The organism is Streptococcus sp. GMD1S, assembly GCF_000296875.1.
Lineage (GTDB): Bacteria > Bacillota > Bacilli > Lactobacillales > Streptococcaceae > Streptococcus.
The window spans coordinates 23,830-40,910 of record NZ_AJQY01000322.1; the positions used below are offsets into that span (position 1 = coordinate 23,830).

Sequence of the window (17,081 nt, forward strand, 5' to 3'; positions counted from 1 at the left end):
GGTGACGGTATGGCTGGAACGATTAAAGGAATCACAATTGAAATTGGAGGCGATACCCAGCCCTTACAAAAAGCTCTAAAAGGGGTGAACCACGAAGCCTTAGAAGCAAGCCGAGAACTGAAACAAATTGATAAGGCACTAAAATTTGACACAGGCAATGTCACTCTCTTAACTCAGAAACAAGAGGTTTTAGCCAAGCAAGTTCAAACAACCAAAGAGAAGCTAGAGACACTACGTCAAGCCCAATCTCAGGTAGAAGCTCAGTTTCAAAGCGGGAAAATCGGAGCTGATCAGTATCGAGCTTTTCAAAGAGAGGTCGAAATCACTCAGAACACTCTCAAAATCTATGAGAATAAGCTAGAGGGTGTAAACCGAGCTTTGGAGCAAAATGGCTCCAGTGTCACCAGCAACAAAAGTAAACTAGCTGCTTTAGGAGCTGAACAAAATCAACTAGCTTCAGAGAGTGAGAAAGCCGCTTCCTCCTTTAAGTTGCAAGAAAGTCAGCTAGGCCGTAATGCCAGTGAATCTGAAAAACTGGCCCTTGCTCAGAAAAAGGTTGCGGCTCAGTCAGAGATTGTCGAGAAACAGATTGCCAATTTAGAACGGCAGTTAGAGTTGACCAAGGCTGAATACGGTGAGAACTCAGTTGAAGCCAATAAACTAGAAAAGTCACTCAATGAAACCAAGACAGCTTATCATCATCTGCAAGATGAGATGAGCAGCATGAGTGGGGCAAGTGATAATGCTAACCACAGCTTAGCAGAAACTAACAATCTTCTAAGGTCTGAGATTCTAGCCAACTTCAGTGAAAAACTGAGCGAAATCAGTCAGAAGCTGATTGACTTCGGAAAAGCAACACTGGAAGCTTTTCGAGAAGTGGACGAAGGGATGGATATCATCGTCACCAAAACCGGTGCCAGCGGAAAAGCACTGGATGAGATGACAGATATTGCAAAAGGCCTTGCGACTGAAATTCCAACGGACTTTCAAACAGTGGGCAGTGCTGTTGGTGAGCTTAATACCCAGTTTGGGTTGACTGGTGATGCCTTAAAGGACGCTTCTGCGACTTTGATTAAGTACGCAGAAATCAATGGTTCGGACGTGACGGAATCAGCTATTTCTGCAAAACAAGCTATTGAAGCTTATGGACTTGAGACGAGTGATTTAAATCGAGTCTTAGATACTGTCACTTATACGGCCCAGGCGACTGGAGTCAGTGTTCAGGATTTGATGAACAAAGCTATCCAAGGTGCTCCACAAATTAAGGCTTTAGGACTTTCGTTTGATGAGGGTGTGGCTCTTATGGGGCAGTTTGAAAAAAGTGGGGTCGATTCTTCGGCTGCTCTTTCTTCTCTCTCCAAAGCAGCAGTCAACTATGCAGCTAAAGGAAAGACACTGAGTGAAGGCTTAAAAGAAACGGTCGAACAAATCCGAAACAGCACTAGTGAAACGGAAGCCTTAACGCTTGCATCCAGTATCTTTGGTACTAAAGCTGCTCCACGGATGGTGGATGCCATTAAGCGGGGGGCTCTATCTTTTGATGATTTAGCAGGAACCGCAGAAAAAGCAAAGGGAGTGGTTGCTTCCACCTATGAAGCAACACTTGACCCTATTGATCAGTTCACCTTAGCTCAAAATGCAGCTAAAGAGGCCATGGCCGAAGTTGGAGGAGCGATTGCAGAAACCCTAGCTCCGTTTCTCCAACAACTTGTTCCGCTTTTAAAAAGTGTTGCGGAATGGTTCGTGAATCTTCCGGAACCTGTGCGGGAGTTCATTCTGGTTGTGGGTGGACTGGTGACTGTTGCGGGTATTCTCTTACCCATTATTGTAGCCTTACAAGCTGCAGCTTTAGCTCTTGGGACGACGATTGGAGGGATGTTAGCTGCGGCTGCTCCGATTGTAGGGATTGTACTTGCGGTGATAGCGGCTGTTGCTTTATTGGTCATTGGTATTAAGGAACTATGGGAACATAATGAAGCTTTCAGAACGGCTGTTACGGATGCTTGGAATGCTATCTATTCAGCTGTTTCTTTCATCGTTCAGACAGTCGTAGACTTTGTGATGGAAATTTGGGGAACCTTGGTTTCTTGGTGGCAGGAAAATCACCAGTTGATTCAAGATGCTGCAACAACTGTCTGGAATGCCATTTCGACGGTAATCACCACCATTATGGATTTAATTGGGCCTTATCTAACAGCCGTTTGGGAGAATATCAAGCTCGTTGTTACAACAGCTTGGGATATTATCAAGACGATAATAGAAACAGTCCTAAATGTTATTCTTGGCATTATCACATTAGTTATGCAGGTGATCACTGGCGATTGGTCTGGTGCCTGGGAAACCATTAAGCAAATTGTATCTACCGTATGGGAAGGGATTCAGTCCATCATTGGCACCATTCTTAATGCTATCTGGCAATTTATAGTGAATAGCTGGAACGGTATCAGAGATAGTGTTTCAAATATTCTATCAGCCCTTTCTTCTTTATTTTCATCCATTTGGAATGCCATTCAATCCACGGTGACAGGGATTGTTCAGGGGATTGCAAGCGCACTATCCAATATCTGGAATGGGATCTTTCAGACCATATCAAATGTCCTAAACAACATCTTCTCAACTGTTCGAAATATTTGGGATGGAATTAAAAATGCCATTTCTGGAGCGATTGATGGGGCTAAAAATGCCGTATCCTCTGCCATCAATGCCATAAAGAATCTCTTTAATTTCCATATCTCTTGGCCGCATATTCCATTGCCGCACTTTAGTGTCAGTGGGTCGGCCAATCCGCTTGATTGGCTAAAAGGGGATATTCCACGAATTGGTATAGAATGGTATGCCAAGGGAGGGATTTTAACAAAGCCAACCATCTTTGGATTAAATGGTGCGAACCTCTTAGCAGGAGGGGAGGCAGGCAGAGAAGCAGTGCTTCCCTTAAACAGAGAAACATTGGGTCAGATTGGCCGAGGGATTGCCTCTACTTTGGATGCTCTGCCACAGATTACCATTACAATTTCAGATGTTGTAATTAGGGAAGAAACGGACTTAGAGCGCTTGGCAGAACATGTGGCAGGAAGGCTGGCAGATGAACTAGCCAGACAAAAACAACTGAAAGGATTGGGAATATGATTCGACACAATGAGTTGGTGATTGATGGGGTGCATACTTCCTCTTTCCCTTTTAAGGTGATTGTAGAAAACAGTCCACCGATTGTCATGAAAAGCAGCAAGACTCAGCTCCTTGAGCATAGAGGGATCAGTGGTGCCGTCATGGAAACCAACAAGCATCGCAATGTGATGGAGTTGACATTTAAGATTTATGTGGTCAAGCCAAGTGAAGAAGAACTTTTTCAGTTTTTGACTCTCTTTTCTAAAGAACAGTTTTGGCTGGAGAGCGAGCAGTTGAAAACAGTCCAACTCTGGTGCTATAAGGTCCTTGTTTCAAAAGTTATAAAGGACAAGCATGAGGTTTATGAGATGGAAGCGACATTCCAATGCCATCCCACAAAGTTCTTTAAAGATACAGATAGTCAGTCGTTCACTCAAAATGGTGCTCTGCGAACGAAGGGGTCGGCTTTGGCTTTTCCCAAATTGACAATAGTTGGAAACACCTCAACTGAAACCAGTTTTACGATTGGCAGTCAGGTTATTCGTTTGGAGAAAATAGAGTCTGGTGAAACACTGGTGATGGATAACAACCCTGACAAACCAAGTTTTAGAACCTTATCGGGAAAAAGCATCAAGTGGTCTGGTGACTTTTTAACGATTGACCCTTCAAAAGATAAAACAGTGGGAGTCGTATTGGAAACTGGGATTCAGTCCATTCGTTTTGAGATTGTCTGGGGGTGGGCTTAATGCTTTATTTATTGGATAAGGAAGTACAGACCGTTAAATGGAACGGTATCCCCCTTTATGAAGCAGTATCTGCTAGGGTAAAGGAAACATTGAATGGAGATTTCACCTTAACCCTCAGGTATCCTATAACGGACAGCTATCTTTATCGGCTATTGAAAGTAGATAATCTGATTAAAGCTCCTGTCCCTGAATTAGGAGAACAGCTTTTTCGTATTAAGAAACCAGTTGAAATGGATGACCATGTGGAGGTTCTGTGTTATCACATTACGGATGATGTCATGCAGCATTCCATTAAGCCAATCGGAAATTCTCAAGTCGGCTGTATGATGGCCTTATCCAGTATGGTTCAGGCAGCCAAAACTAGTCTTAGTCCTTTCTCTTTTACCAGTGATATCGTAAAGCACAGGGATTTCAATACCAAAGAGACAACAACACTATACAGTGTACTGCTAGATGGAGCGCATTCTATCGTTGGAACCTGGGAAGGTGAGGTCACTCGAGATAATTTCTTATTCTCTATTCAAGAGCACCGAGGAGAGAATCGTGGTGTCATTATTACGACTCATCAGAACCTGAAATCCTACAAACGGAATAGAAGTTCGCAAACTGTAGTGACCCGTATCCATGTTCATTCGACCTTTAAACCAGAAGGAGCTGAAGAAGAGAAGACGTTAACCTTGACTGTTGACAGTCCTTTGCTTGATGCTTATCCCTACATCAATGAAAAAGAGTTCACGAATAACAATCTTAAAACCATTGAGGAGTTGCGAAAATGGGGTGAGAGTAAATTCTATCATGATAAGATTGACCGAGAGCAGGATGCCATTGTGATAGAAGCCTATGAGCTAGATGGTCAAACGGTTCATTTGGGAGACTGGGTCACTCTAAAAAGCCGAAAGCATTATGTGGATTTGTTAAAGCAAGCCGTGGCTTATGAATACGATGCACTTACTAAAGAATATATCTCATTGACCTTTGACGATAAAGTCAGAGAAGGTGGCCATAATACCTCTTCAAAATTGACGGCTGCAGCTCATTCCATCTTAACCCTTGCTCAAGGCAGCCATGATTTGATGATTGAACGAGCTTTAGAAAATGCCAATCGGGCCTTTGATGCAGCTTTTGAGAAGCAAGAGAGCAAGGTACTAGACGGCATTGAAAAGGCCAAAGCAAAGGCAGAAGAAATTGCAGCTCAGACTCGTGATCAGATTCAGAGTTCGTTTACTGCTTTTACGAAATCGACAGAGTCGACTCTTCATACGATTACTCAAAAGACGGAAGAAGCCTTAGGCAAGGCAGGAGCCACTCAGCAAGCTCTAAACAACGTCCAAGAAGTGACAAATCAAACAACAGCCGAACTGAATGCTTTTCAAAAAGAGACTCTTCAGAAAATGGGAACTTTTGTCAGTAAGACAGAAGTCAAGCAGACTCTATCTGGACTTGAAACAACGCTCCAACAGGTTCAGGGGTATGTTTCAAAAGATGGAGAACGGCAGGAACGACTGGAGCAGTATGTACGGACGGAAACAGCCAATCAGGCCAGAACTGTCCGAGAGCAAGTGGCCATGGACTATGTCGCAAAAGTCTTCTATTCAGAAGATGTGAAAGGTTTGAATCGTCGCTTTGAGAATCTGCAGATTGGTGGGCGCAACTACATCCGTCATTATGATTTTGATGGTCTGTTGCCACTCTCGTCTAATGTATCAGAATGGAAGTTTGAACGGGTACCGGATACGAATGCCAAAAGTGGATACTATCTCAAAGCTACTTGTACCAAAGCAGGGAATGGTGGCTTTCATAAGCCCATTTTTGATTTAAGGGGGGCTGAATGGCAAGGGAAGAAAATGGTCTATTCGGCCGACATGAAAGCGAGTCGGTCGGTAGTTGTTCGGTTTGGTTTTGAGACAGGTGGTGTTTCAACCGTGACACTTCAAACTGAATGGCATCGGTTTGTTCATCATTTTACCGTGAAGTTTGAGAGATATTGGTCCTGGGTATGTTATTCGAATGGCTGGCTTGTTGGTGATGTTCTTTATATTCGGGATCCACAATTGGAAGATGGGACAATTGCGACGACACCGAGTCCAGCTCCAGAGGATGACCGGCAGTACACAGAAACCAAGATTGCCTCCTATTCTCAAAGAGTGGAGGGACGCTTTTCAGAAATTTTGCAGGCAGTCAATGGCAAAACCAGCAGCAGTGATTTTCAAAAGGTTCAGGAAACAGTTAATCTGTACTCACGGCTCATTGGCTCAAAGGAAGACAGTGTCAAACATAACTTGGCCCAGATTGTCCTGACAGATTCTTCCTATGTGACCAAGGTGACGGATTTGACCCAGAGAGTTTCTACTGTTCAAACTCAGCTCGCAAACAGTTGGTCGGTTCAGCATTTGACTTCAGGTGGGGCAGTACTAAACAGTTTGAATCTATTAGCGAATGGAGTAAATCATATCCATGGTAGACTCACCCATATCACAGGACAAACTTTAATTGATCATGCTGTTATTAAGTCTGCCATGGTGGATAAGTTAAAGACAGCCAACTTTGAATCGGGATCAGTCACAACAGCAATCTTAAGTGCAGAAGCAGTAACGGCTGAGAAATTGAAAGTAGATGATGCCTTGTTTAACAAGCTATCTGCGACCGAAGCTTATCTGAGGAAGCTTTTCTCAAAGCAGGCCTTCATCAGCCAGGTGCAGTCGGTAACTTTATCTGCGAACAAGATATCAGGTGGTATCCTAACAGCCATTAACCGAGCTATGGAAATCAGTCTCAATGCAGGTCAGATTTTGTATTATACAGACCAAGCTGCCTTGAAACGAGTTCTGACTGGTTACCCAACCCAGTTTATTAAGTTTGCGACAGGGAATGTCGATGGCAAAGGAAGAGCGGGTGTAACTGTTATTGGCTCCAATCGTTATGGCACTGAAAGCTCTAATGATAGTGGCTTTGTCGGTATTCGAGCTTGGAATGGGTACAATATCGATTCACTTGATCTGGTTGGGGATGAATTATCTTTTGCCAGTTCTGCCTATGATAATAAAGACGGTTGGGTCATGACCACAACAGGAAAACTCCAACTGCGTCCAAGCAGGAAACAGGATAGAAGGGACTCAACCATTAATACAGGCGATGTTTGGCTCTATTTAGATACAAGCGGTAATTATGTCTCACTTCACGAGGTATTACAACGGATGTCTAATAGCATTGGAGCGCTCTATGAATATAGGGCTAGCCATAGTGAGGGGCATCCAGCCTGGTGGGATACCAGAAGCTTAGTGGGACATTTATAAGAAAGGAAACAAATGAACCAAGAAGAAATTAATCAGGCTCTTCGTTTAACGATTGAAGAGCTGACCAGAAAGCTTGCTGATGAGGTAACATCAAAGAACCTCTTAGCCATTCAATTGACTCAGAAAGAGGAAGCTTACCAAGTTCTCCTTCAGAAGAAAGAAGAATTGGAAGCTGATCTCAAAGAAGCAACTACACCATTAAAAATAGATGGAGGAAAGAAAGATGGAAGAAAAGGAATTACTACCTGATCTAAGTAGAATTACAGAACCTTTTGATTTGGTGGCAGCACTCACTTATATGCGCGAGAATGGTGAGTTCATTCGCTGCAAAAATGAGGGGGAGGATTTTTATATGTACCGAGAAGTACAAAAGCGTCCCGTGATTAAAGAAGGTCGACGTCAGTTGATGGAAGTCGAAACAGTGGGAGCTTTGACTCAGTGGGGTGCGACAGTCCCTACCATTAATTTGTCTGAGTTATTTCATAAAAACTTTTATATCATGCAATTTGATGAAAAGGGAAATCCCGACTGGAGTGAACCGCATAGAAAGGAAAATGCATCATGAAGCAGTTGGTTTTTGCGAATAAAGTCCTATTTACTACGGTAGGAGGACTTTTAGGAAGTGTCTTTGGCGATTGGGATGGTTTTATTTTTGCCTTGATTGTCTTTATATCTATTGATTATATCAGTGGATTGATGGCAGCAGTTGTTGAAAAGAAGCTATCCAGTGCAGTTGGTTTTCGAGGACTGTTTAAAAAAGTTGTTATTTTGATGCTAGTGGCTATGGGTCAGATTATTGATACTCATATCTTGAAACAGGGAGGAATCATCCGCACAGCGGTTATCTTTTATTACCTGTCTAATGAAGGCCTCAGCATCATTGAAAATGCGGCTCGGATTGGTCTGCCGGTTCCTGATAAACTCAAGCAGACCTTGAAACAATTAAAATCGGAGGAAAAATAAGATGGCATTATTTGGAGTAGATATCAGTGAACACAATGGTTTTATTGACTTTGATCAGTTGAAGAGCAATGTTGACTTTGTCATTATTCGTTCGTCTTGGGGTAGCTTTGCGGAAGACCTGCGTGCACGGCGAAATGCATATGAATGTGAGCGGGTTGGCATTCCGTACGGATTTTACCATTATAGCTATGCTCGTAATTTGGGAGAAGCACAAGCTGAGGTCAATGCCTTTTTGAATTTTGTTCGGCAATTTCATCCTTCTATGCCTCTTTACATTGACATGGAAGATGCGGACGGTTGGAAAGCCAACAATGGAGGTGTGAGCTGGGAAACTTCTACGGCTATTTGTCAACTGTTTTGTGACAATGTAGAAGCCGCTGGTTACTGGGCTGGTGTGTATGCAAGCCTGCACTGGTTCCAGAATATGGGTGACTTATCCCGCTATACGAATTGGGTAGCTCAGTGGCAGGTAGAAGCTTGTGCTATTCCAACAGACATCTGGCAGTTTACAAGTGATGGAATTGTTGGTGGTATCAGTGGCCGAGTAGATTCCAATTATATGTATCGGGATTTACGCTCAGTTTATACTGGCCAAATCCCTGAACCTCGCCCTGCGGTTCCAGCACCGGCAGCACCAGCGTCGACTAGGACTTACACAGTTCAAGAAGGGGATACCTTATCTGCTATTGGAGCTCTTTATGGAACAAGTTATCAGGAATTAGCGGCAATCAATGGGATTGCCAATCCTGACTTGATTTATCCAGGGCAAGTTTTAAAAGTTACTGGAAATCCTCAAGCACCTAGCAGCATCACTTATACAGTTGAAAGTGGCGATACGCTTTCAGCCATTGCAGCTATGTACGGCACGAACTACCAGCACTTAGCTGCCCTTAATGGAATTGAAAATCCGGATTTGATTTATCCCGGTCAAGTGTTACGAATTGAATAATCCATCAAGGTCTGTGTGGTTGTCTATGCAGGCCTTTTACATAGACAGCATTTCAACTAGAAAAAGCTTGAATGAGTGGGCTGAATACTTGATAAATTTGGCCTTTAGAGTGATATATAGTAAGGAAGAAAGGAGAATGGGATGAAGCCAGGAAAGATAAGAGTTTGTGCCTATGCGCGGGTTTCAACCATGACAGAAAAACAGCAGGAATCCCTCACCAATCAGCAAGCCTACTATAATCATTTCTATCAAAACAAAAAAGATGTCGATTTTATCGGAGTGTATTATGATCAGGGGATTTCGGGAAAACTGGCCAAGCGTCCAGGCTTTCAGCAGATGCTGGAGGATTGCAGGGCCGGAAAGATTGATGTCATTCATACTAAGTCCATTTCTCGCTTTGCCAGAAACACTGAGTTATTACTTGCAGTAAGTCGGGAGCTGAAAGCCATCCAAGTGGATATCTTTTTTGAAGAACAAAATCTCCATACCTTGTCAAATGAGGGAGAGGTCATGCTTACAGTTCTTGCCAGCTACGCAGAAGAAGAACTGCGCAATATGAGTGAGAACCAACGGTGGGCTTTTCAGAAGAAGTTCCAGCGAGGAGAACTGGTGATTAACACTAAGCGCTTCTTAGGCTATGACAAGGATGAGAACGGTGAGTTAATCATCAATCCTGAGGAAGCTAAAATTGTCCAACGGATTTATAACCTCTATCTATCTGGCATGGGAGTTCATGCCATCGCAAAGCTTTTCAATCAAGAGAAAGTTCCAACGGTAGACGGTGGGCGATGGTATTCAAGCACCATTACCAATATTCTAAAAAACGAAAAGTATAAGGGAGATGCAATCCTGCAAAAATACTATTTTGCGGAAATCAAGGCCAAGCAACGACTCAACCAAGGTCAGGTGCAGCAGTACCTGATTACGGATAACCATGAAGCTATAGTATCCAGAGAAGATTGGGAAGCCGTTCAAAAGCGTCTGAAACAGAATCGAAAGGCAAACCTAAGCATTAATTGCAACCGACGATATCCTTTGAGTGGCTTATTGAAATGCGAGCATTGTGGCTCTACTTTGAAACGACAAAAATACTACAAGGGAAAAGTTGTCTGGGTCTGCAGCAAGTATATCCGAGAAGGGAAGGCCGCTTGCATTGGTATGCGCGTGCCAGACAGTGCAGTCCAGGATTGGAGTATTTATGAACCCACAGTGGTAAAGGAGGAGAATATCAGTGGCAAAAAACATTACAGTTATTCCTGCCAAGAAAATGATACAAGTCGAGCAGGAGCAACACATTCAGAAAATCCGAATGGCGGCCTATTGCCGAGTGTCCACCGACCAAGACGAACAGCTATCAAGTTATGAGAACCAGGTTCGGTATTATCAAGACTATATTCGCCAGAATCCTCTCTACCAGTTGGTTGATATATACGCGGATGAGGGGATTTCAGGAACCAATACCAAGAAACGAACAGGGTTTAATCGGTTGATAGCAGACTGCCGAAAAGGTAAAGTGGATAGAATTATAGTGAAGTCTATCAGCCGTTTTTCCAGAAACACGCTGGACTGCTTGAAATATGTTCGGGAGTTAAAAGAACTTGGAATCGGGGTCACCTTTGAAAAGGAGAATATTGACAGCCTGGATGCCAAAGGTGAGGTGCTATTGACCATACTTTCTTCCTTGGCCCAAGACGAATCTCGTTCTATCTCAGAGAATGCGACCTGGGGGATTCGAAAGAAGTTTGAAAGGGGAGAAGTAAGGGTTAATACAACCAAATTTGTAGGCTACGACAAGGGCGAGAATGGAAATCTTATCATCAATGAGGAGCAAGCCAAGATTGTCAGACGAATCTTTCGGTATTTTTTACAAGGAGAAACGCCAGAAAGTATAGCAAGAACTCTGAAAGAAGAAGGGGTTCCAGGTTGGAATGGGAAAGTCAATTGGTACCCCACTACGATTCAAAGGATGCTTCAGAACGAGAAGTACATGGGAGATGCCCTCTTGCAGAAAACTTATACGGTGGATTTTCTAACCAAAAAGCGCAGTGAGAACCAGGGACAAGTCAATCAATACTATATCAAAGGCAATCATGAAGCCATCATTGATAAAGAAGAGTGGGAGTTGGTTCAGCTTGAGATAGAACGGAGAAATCAGTTTAGGCAGGATAATCACATCAATTTTTACATTATCCAGTGCGAACAAAACCCATTTACCTGCAAGGTATTCTGTGAAGAATGTGGAGGTCTATTTGGCAGAAAGAACTGGACTACGAGCAGAGGCAAGCGTCCAGTCTGGCAGTGCAATAACCGGTACAAGGTAAAAGGAATCCAGGGGTGCACCAATCGCCATATTGATGAGGAAACCCTGCAGCAGGCATTCTTTAGAGCAGTAGAGGTTCTTAGAGAAAATAAGGAAAATCTACAAGAGAAGTGGACTAACTTTAGCGAAGAACAAAAGCTGGAGAAGTACCATGCGGCTCAACTAAAGGAACTTCTTGATAGTGAGCAGGAAGCATTTGATGGAAGAAAGATGTGCCAGGTACTTGAGAAGATTATGCTTGGTGAAGACGGCAGCATTACCGTAAAGTTTTTAGAAGGAACAGAAGTTAATTTATAGGCCATAGTTAAGAGAGTAAATACTCTAGCTATGGCTTTTTTTATTTTAAATTTTTTAATTTGTAATTGTATTTAAATAGGTAGAAGTGTTATAATAAAGAAAACGCTTTAGTAAGTTGAGGTTTTATGGATTTCTATACTTTGTCAGAGCATATTCTGGGCTATACAAACAGTTTTGGAGAAGTCGAGCTTGGAAAATGTCAAGTTCTGGAAGATGCTATAAAAATAAATGAAGGTGAAATTGTATCATATTTCTCGAATATATCCTATCCATTTAAGGGAGCATCGGAATTTTCCACATTTGTTTCTTTTGTGCAATTACTGAAGGATTGGGGGATGACACCTAGCATATTATCTCAATACACAGATAATTTCTATTTTGGGTATAAAATTCCTCAAATAAGTAAAGAGTTTGATCTGATTCGTTTTGGGGAAAACTATAATGTTTCAATTGAATTGAAAAGTCAAACTACATTAGATAAGCAGGAAAAACAGCTTAAACGGAATCATTTTTATTTAAACTTTCTTGATAAACAGACGAGATATTATAGTTTTTCTCCTGACATCCAGAGTTATGTTGAATACGATGGAAATACCGGTAATGTTGAAAAAATCAATTCTGAAGAATTTAAGCGTGTCTTAATAGAACAGGAAGTCAGTTTATTAAGCCGCGATGAGGTAGATGCTCTATTTGATATAAAAAATTATTTAGTGTCTCCATTTAATGATACTGAGAAATTTCTCAAGCAACAATATTTTTTAAATGGACATCAAGAGGCAATTGTTAACTATATATTAGAACCCCAAAATAATGAGCGGCTGTTTACAATTAAAGGGAATCCGGGTACAGGTAAAACATTATTAATCTATCACATTGCAAAACTTTTGATGTACTTCGGCTTCAGAGTTGTAATTATACATGGTGCAAAACTAAATGATGGTCAGCGTCACTTACAGACAAAGGGATTTCAGATTAAGCCTATAACCCAATTGAAATCAACCTTGAATGATGCTAAGTCTTATGATTACATAATTATTGATGAGTCTCAAAGATTGCGAGAAGAAAGTCAATATAAGCAGGTGTCTGCTTTATTGGACTCTGTAACTGAAAATCCTGATACAAAATATATTATCTCCCTAGACGGTGCACAGACTCTCAGTAAATCTGAGAGTGCTGCAAATGCAAATGCTATATTAAGTAAGTTCTCTGAGTTGGGTTCAAAGCAATTTAGTTTAAAAGATAGATTCAGAACCAACCCAGATATGAATTTATTTATAAGGAACTTGATTAAGTTTTCAGTTGATAAGCCTATTGAAAAGGTAAAGAATACGCGTAGAAATATTCAAATAAAATATTTTGGCAATAGAGCAAGTGCGAATACTTATTTACATAAAATGGAGGATACAACCGATTGGCATGTCCTTAACTATGCTAAGAGTCGCTATACCTTTGAAAGTATAGACTCAATGGTTGATTGCGGAAAAGTTTCACATGAAGTCATTGGACAAGAATTTGATAAAGTTATTATACCGATGGATTTCAATTTTTACTATGGTCCAGGCATTCAGGAAAAGAAAAATAAAAAAGGAGAAGTTATTGGAGTAAATAAGTTCATGTTTTTGAATAGTACGGATTCCTACTATCCAATTAATAAGATGTTTTACCAAAACATTACGAGAACTAGAGAGCAATTACAAATTGTTGTAATAGAAAACTGGGATCTATATTCAAAAATTTGTAATTTATTAGAAACTTTTTAAGAAACAAGTCTAAGTAACGAGATGATACTTAGGTAGAAAGGAATTTATTATGCCTATACTAGAAGAATTTGGTGGAGCAATAAAACAAGGAGCTAAACAGGGGCTGAGTTCATTGTACTTTGATGGGTTTAATGATGCTGCAAGTACTGTTTTTAATTATTTTGAGCAGAAAAAGAAGACGTTAAATTCTAAGATTAGAAAAGGTCAATATTTAAATGAAGAGGAACAGTATCTGTTGGCTCAAATTGATGTATTTCTTGAAGAACTTGATAAAGAATTTAAAAAGACGGTTTCTACTCAGGGACCTAAAATTTGAAAAGAGCCAGCAAATGAACCGCACCCCAAAAGTTAGACAGAAAAAATCTAACTTTTGGGGTGTTTTTAAATGAAACTAACTTATGAGGATAAAGTTCGAATCTATGAACTAAGAAAACAAGGAATCAGCTTCAAGCGACTTTCAGAAAAATATGGAATGAACCTTTCAAATCTTAAGTACTTAGTCCGATTGATTGATCGCTACGGAATAGAAAGTGTCAAAAAAGAGAAAAACCGTTATTACTCGCCAGAATTAAAGGAAGAAATAATTAATAAAGTTCTACTTGAGGGGCGATCGCAACTAAGCGTATCTCTGGATTATGCTCTCCCAAGCACTGGATTACTTCCAAATTGGCTGGCACAATACAAGAAAAACGGGTATACTATTGTTGAGAAAACAAGAGGAAGGCCAGCTAGGATGGGACGTAAACGGAAGAAAACTTGGGAAGAAATGACAGAATTAGAGCGACTTCAAGAGGAGAATGAGCGTCTACGTACCGAGGTGGCCTACTTAAAAAAGTTAAAAGAGTTAGAGGAAAGGGACGAAGCCTTACAGCGAGAAAGGCAGAGACAGTTAGAGAAATGGTTTCAGGAGGATTTCAATTAGATTTACTTCTTGAAACGGCACATTTAGCTCGCTCAACTTACTACTATCACTTAAAACAGCTAGATCAACCAGATAAGAATAAAGAGCTAAAGGATGAAATACAAGCCATTTATAGTGAGCATAAAGGAAATTATGGCTATCGGAGAGTCACTCTTGAACTAAGAAATCGTGGCTTCGTGGTGAATCATAAGAAGGTCCAACGTCTGATGAAAGTCCTTGGTTTAACGGCTCGAATTCGTCGGAAACGGAAGTATTCTTCCTACCAGGGAGAGATTGGCAAGAAAGCAGCGAATCTCATTCAACGCCAGTTTGAAGCATCCAAACCAATGGAAAAGTGCTATACGGATGTGACAGAGTTTGTCATTCCAAATAGCACACAGAAATTGTATTTATCGCCAGTTTTAGATGGTTTTAACAGCGAAATTATTGCTTATCATCTTTCTACTTCACCAAATTTAGAACAAGTGAAGACCATGTTGGAGAAAGCTTTTTCAGATAAGAGATATGAGAATACGATTCTCCATAGCGATCAAGGCTGGCAATACCAACATGATTCTTATCATCGGTTCCTAGAGAGTAAGGGAATTCAGCCATCCATGTCACGCAAGGGTAACAGCCCAGACAACGGCATGATGGAGTCCTTCTTTGGCATTTTGAAATCCGAAATGTTCTACGGTTATGAAAAGACGTTTCAGTCACTTAAGCAACTGGAACAAGCTATTGTAGACTATATTGATTACTATAACAATAAACGAATTAAGGTCAAACTAAAAGGACTTAGTCCTGTGCAATACAGAACTAAATCCTTTACTTAAATTAATTGTCTAACTTTTTGGGGTCAGTACACAAAACGGCTCTTTTTGGTAACCTCAACCTTACTCCTGAAGAAGACAGTAGTATGAGTGGCAAATTTTTAGTTAGAAGGAAGAAAAACCAATTTGAAAGGTGATAGTTACGTTTAATGGTTTAATTCAAATATTCGGATGCGCTATATTTCGTTTCATAGTATAGGAAGCTAACATCAGCACATGTTGAGGCGGTATCACTGTTGTACGAGCTGAGGCATCAGCGAAGTAGGAGTAGATGCTCCGCCCATGGGATAGGACTCGTAAAATGAGGAGGGAAACCGACGAAATGATACGGTAAGTCCGAACCGCTGAGTGCATGGCTCTGCTCTTCCGATCTGAGACAGTCGAAAAGTAGAAGGGGATGGTATTGGTATCAATCAATGAGTAACAAAGTAACAGCGTGATTCGAAACATTTGCTTGTAATTTCCGGAGGAACATCAATATGGATGGAATAACAAAAGATTCTATAAAAACGGCTAAACTAATAAAACAATTATGGCCCCAATTGACCGATAAAGAAGCTTTTGATGAAGTAAAAAAATATACGAATGGCAAAAATACTGCAATCTTTACTGAAGTTGAAGGTAACACAATTGTAGGTCTAGCATTATGTTCCCTCAGATTTGATTATGTTGAAGGTTGTAAATATAGTCCTGTTGGATTCTTAGAAGGGATTATTGTCGATGAGGAATATCGTTTAAAGGATATTGCTAAAAATCTCTGTACAAAATGTGAGGAATGGGCGAAAAATAAAGGATGTAAGGAATTTGCAAGTGACTGTACTTTAACGAATACGGATTCTATAAGATTTCATCTCAATATTGGATTTCAGGAGGCAAGTAGAATTATTCATTTTAAGAAAAAATTATAATTTAGAAACGTGAATAAACTTGTTAAACTTTATGTATCTTTAGAAAGTGTGTTAACTTGAAAGAACAAATTTTTTTGATGGGTGGGAATCCCCCAATAACGAAATATAGCATTGTTGATAAAATTGTATTATCAAGCAAGATTGAAAGAATTGTTATTTTTACGGTTTTTCGAGATAATTGGCAACCCTATATGAAAAAGTACACAGAAGTTTTCCAAAGTCAATTTCCTAATCTAAACACTGATTACTTACTTTTGGACACTGAGCAGATTGATTTTGATAGCTATTTAGATGCTGATCTAATTATCATTGGTGGAGGAAATACGGAAAAATATATAGCTACTTATGTCAATCAGGAGTTCAAAAATTATATCGATCATATGCTTAATAAAGGGGCAAAAGTTATAGGGTTTTCTGCAGGAGCCCTATTATTAGGAGAAAAAGTATATGTCTCACCTAATGATAATTCAGATCATCAGATAAAGATAAAAAATGGATTAGGACTCTTTAGTCAGTTTTTAATTAGTGTCCATTATGATTCCTGGAATGATAAAGCTAATAAGGATAGAGCAGAAGAACTTGTCAGTGTTCCCATAATTCCACTAAATGATCATTCCTGTCTTGTATTGGATAGACTTGGAAACATTATTGAGAAAATTGACTAGTTTTAATCATGCGAATCTGAATCTACGAAACTAAAGTATTGACGAAATGAATAGTGAAAAGCCTTGATTGTAAGGCTTTTTTGTGTTTTTATGATAGAATATAGGTAGTTATAATCGATAGCAACTAAGAAGCAGTAAAAATATTATTCATAAAATAATCAAGATTAGGAAGAAAAAAATGACAGAAATTGATAAAAGGAATTTAAAAAATTATCTTTGTTTTACATTTGGAATTACTTATATAGCTTGGGGGCTTCTTGCCATATTTACACAATCTTATATTTTGGGATTAGAGACATTTATAGGAAGAATATTACATATAGTTGGTGCACTTGGACCAG

15 protein-coding genes and 1 pseudogene are annotated in these 17,081 nt (G+C 40.3%); 15 read left to right on the forward strand and 1 reads right to left on the reverse strand.

Going from position 1 to position 17,081, the window contains the following annotated elements:
• Positions 1 to 9: 9 nt before the first annotated feature.
• The 12 genes from GMD1S_RS09180 (at position 10) to GMD1S_RS11940 (ending at position 15,170) form a co-directional block, all read left to right on the forward strand.
• Positions 10 to 3,126: a phage tail tape measure protein gene (locus GMD1S_RS09180; protein ID WP_000929215.1), complete on the forward strand. Its 3,117-nt coding sequence runs from the start codon at positions 10 to 12 to the stop codon at positions 3,124 to 3,126.
• Positions 3,123 to 3,851: a hypothetical protein gene (locus GMD1S_RS09185; RefSeq protein ID WP_000618011.1), complete on the forward strand. Its 729-nt coding sequence runs from the start codon at positions 3,123 to 3,125 to the stop codon at positions 3,849 to 3,851. Before GMD1S_RS09180 ends, GMD1S_RS09185 begins: the two co-directional genes overlap by 4 nt.
• Entirely contained in the window at positions 3,851 to 7,144 is a 3,294-nt protein-coding gene (locus GMD1S_RS09190) for a phage tail spike protein (protein WP_000966174.1), read from the forward strand. The genes GMD1S_RS09185 and GMD1S_RS09190 overlap by 1 nt, the downstream gene beginning before the upstream one ends.
• A 12-nt stretch (positions 7,145 to 7,156) precedes the next feature.
• Positions 7,157 to 7,393, forward strand: coding sequence for a hypothetical protein (locus tag GMD1S_RS09195; protein WP_001070900.1), 237 nt, complete (start codon positions 7,157 to 7,159; stop codon positions 7,391 to 7,393).
• Entirely contained in the window at positions 7,368 to 7,709 is a 342-nt protein-coding gene (locus GMD1S_RS09200) for a hypothetical protein (RefSeq protein WP_000391432.1), read from the forward strand. The genes GMD1S_RS09195 and GMD1S_RS09200 overlap by 26 nt, the downstream gene beginning before the upstream one ends.
• On the forward strand, positions 7,706 to 8,107 hold the full coding sequence (locus GMD1S_RS09205; RefSeq protein WP_000812005.1) for a phage holin family protein: 402 nt from the start codon (positions 7,706 to 7,708) through the stop codon (positions 8,105 to 8,107). The genes GMD1S_RS09200 and GMD1S_RS09205 overlap by 4 nt, the downstream gene beginning before the upstream one ends.
• A 1-nt stretch (position 8,108) precedes the next feature.
• Positions 8,109 to 9,056: a LysM peptidoglycan-binding domain-containing protein gene (locus GMD1S_RS09210; RefSeq protein ID WP_001173139.1), complete on the forward strand. Its 948-nt coding sequence runs from the start codon at positions 8,109 to 8,111 to the stop codon at positions 9,054 to 9,056.
• A 141-nt stretch (positions 9,057 to 9,197) separates the two neighbouring features.
• Complete coding sequence (locus GMD1S_RS09215; protein ID WP_000802276.1) at positions 9,198 to 10,421, forward strand: recombinase family protein; 1,224 nt, start codon at positions 9,198 to 9,200, stop codon at positions 10,419 to 10,421.
• Complete coding sequence (locus GMD1S_RS09220; RefSeq protein WP_000741999.1) at positions 10,366 to 11,673, forward strand: recombinase family protein; 1,308 nt, start codon at positions 10,366 to 10,368, stop codon at positions 11,671 to 11,673. The genes GMD1S_RS09215 and GMD1S_RS09220 overlap by 56 nt, the downstream gene beginning before the upstream one ends.
• Positions 11,674 to 11,798: 125 nt before the next feature.
• A complete protein-coding gene (locus GMD1S_RS09225; RefSeq protein WP_000348474.1) occupies positions 11,799 to 13,433 on the forward strand; it encodes a DNA/RNA helicase domain-containing protein in 1,635 nt (544 codons plus the stop codon).
• A gap of 49 nt (positions 13,434 to 13,482) precedes the next feature.
• Positions 13,483 to 13,749, forward strand: a complete 267-nt coding sequence (locus GMD1S_RS09230; RefSeq protein ID WP_001121929.1) for a hypothetical protein — start codon at positions 13,483 to 13,485, stop codon at positions 13,747 to 13,749.
• Positions 13,750 to 13,818: 69 nt separating this feature from the next.
• Positions 13,819 to 15,170 (forward strand): IS3 family transposase gene (locus GMD1S_RS11940; RefSeq protein ID WP_155991753.1). Its coding sequence is split into 2 segments (ribosomal slippage): positions 13,819 to 14,251 and positions 14,251 to 15,170, totalling 1,353 coding nucleotides; the frame shifts between segments, so codons are not numbered across the junction.
• A 156-nt stretch (positions 15,171 to 15,326) separates the two neighbouring features.
• On the opposite strand, the gene GMD1S_RS12430 is transcribed toward GMD1S_RS11940, so the two are convergent.
• The gene (locus GMD1S_RS12430) at positions 15,327 to 15,521 is read right to left on the reverse strand and encodes a hypothetical protein (RefSeq protein ID WP_008282428.1); all 195 of its coding nucleotides are present in this window, start codon (positions 15,519 to 15,521) and stop codon (positions 15,327 to 15,329) included.
• A gap of 125 nt (positions 15,522 to 15,646) precedes the next feature.
• Here GMD1S_RS12430 and aac(6') point away from each other — a divergent pair, with 125 nt between their 5' ends.
• The 3 genes and pseudogenes from aac(6') to GMD1S_RS09255 all read left to right on the forward strand — a co-directional run.
• Complete coding sequence (gene aac(6'), locus GMD1S_RS09245; protein WP_000348727.1) at positions 15,647 to 16,075, forward strand: aminoglycoside 6'-N-acetyltransferase; 429 nt, start codon at positions 15,647 to 15,649, stop codon at positions 16,073 to 16,075.
• A 56-nt stretch (positions 16,076 to 16,131) separates the two neighbouring features.
• Positions 16,132 to 16,740 (forward strand): Type 1 glutamine amidotransferase-like domain-containing protein, encoded by a 609-nt coding sequence (locus tag GMD1S_RS09250; protein ID WP_000662942.1) that lies wholly within the window; start codon positions 16,132 to 16,134, stop codon positions 16,738 to 16,740.
• Between the two features lie 178 nt (positions 16,741 to 16,918).
• A pseudogene (locus GMD1S_RS09255) lies at positions 16,919 to 17,081 on the forward strand (CPBP family intramembrane glutamate endopeptidase); the annotation flags it as partial.

What these genes read in the sequence shown, in the direction of transcription:
- GMD1S_RS09180 (WP_000929215.1), top strand. Translation starts at nt 10, where the DNA reads ATGGCTGGAACGATTAAAGGAATCACAATTGAAATTGGAGGCGATACC.
- GMD1S_RS09185 (WP_000618011.1), top strand. Translation starts at nt 3,123, where the DNA reads ATGATTCGACACAATGAGTTGGTGATTGATGGGGTGCATACTTCCTCT.
- GMD1S_RS09190 (WP_000966174.1), top strand. Translation starts at nt 3,851, where the DNA reads ATGCTTTATTTATTGGATAAGGAAGTACAGACCGTTAAATGGAACGGT.
- GMD1S_RS09195 (WP_001070900.1), top strand. Translation starts at nt 7,157, where the DNA reads ATGAACCAAGAAGAAATTAATCAGGCTCTTCGTTTAACGATTGAAGAG.
- GMD1S_RS09200 (WP_000391432.1), top strand. Translation starts at nt 7,368, where the DNA reads ATGGAAGAAAAGGAATTACTACCTGATCTAAGTAGAATTACAGAACCT.
- GMD1S_RS09205 (WP_000812005.1), top strand. Translation starts at nt 7,706, where the DNA reads ATGAAGCAGTTGGTTTTTGCGAATAAAGTCCTATTTACTACGGTAGGA.
- GMD1S_RS09210 (WP_001173139.1), top strand. Translation starts at nt 8,109, where the DNA reads ATGGCATTATTTGGAGTAGATATCAGTGAACACAATGGTTTTATTGAC.
- GMD1S_RS09215 (WP_000802276.1), top strand. Translation starts at nt 9,198, where the DNA reads ATGAAGCCAGGAAAGATAAGAGTTTGTGCCTATGCGCGGGTTTCAACC.
- GMD1S_RS09220 (WP_000741999.1), top strand. Translation starts at nt 10,366, where the DNA reads ATGGCGGCCTATTGCCGAGTGTCCACCGACCAAGACGAACAGCTATCA.
- GMD1S_RS09225 (WP_000348474.1), top strand. Translation starts at nt 11,799, where the DNA reads ATGGATTTCTATACTTTGTCAGAGCATATTCTGGGCTATACAAACAGT.
- GMD1S_RS09230 (WP_001121929.1), top strand. Translation starts at nt 13,483, where the DNA reads ATGCCTATACTAGAAGAATTTGGTGGAGCAATAAAACAAGGAGCTAAA.
- GMD1S_RS12430 (WP_008282428.1), bottom strand. Translation starts at nt 15,521, where the DNA reads ATGCACTCAGCGGTTCGGACTTACCGTATCATTTCGTCGGTTTCCCTC.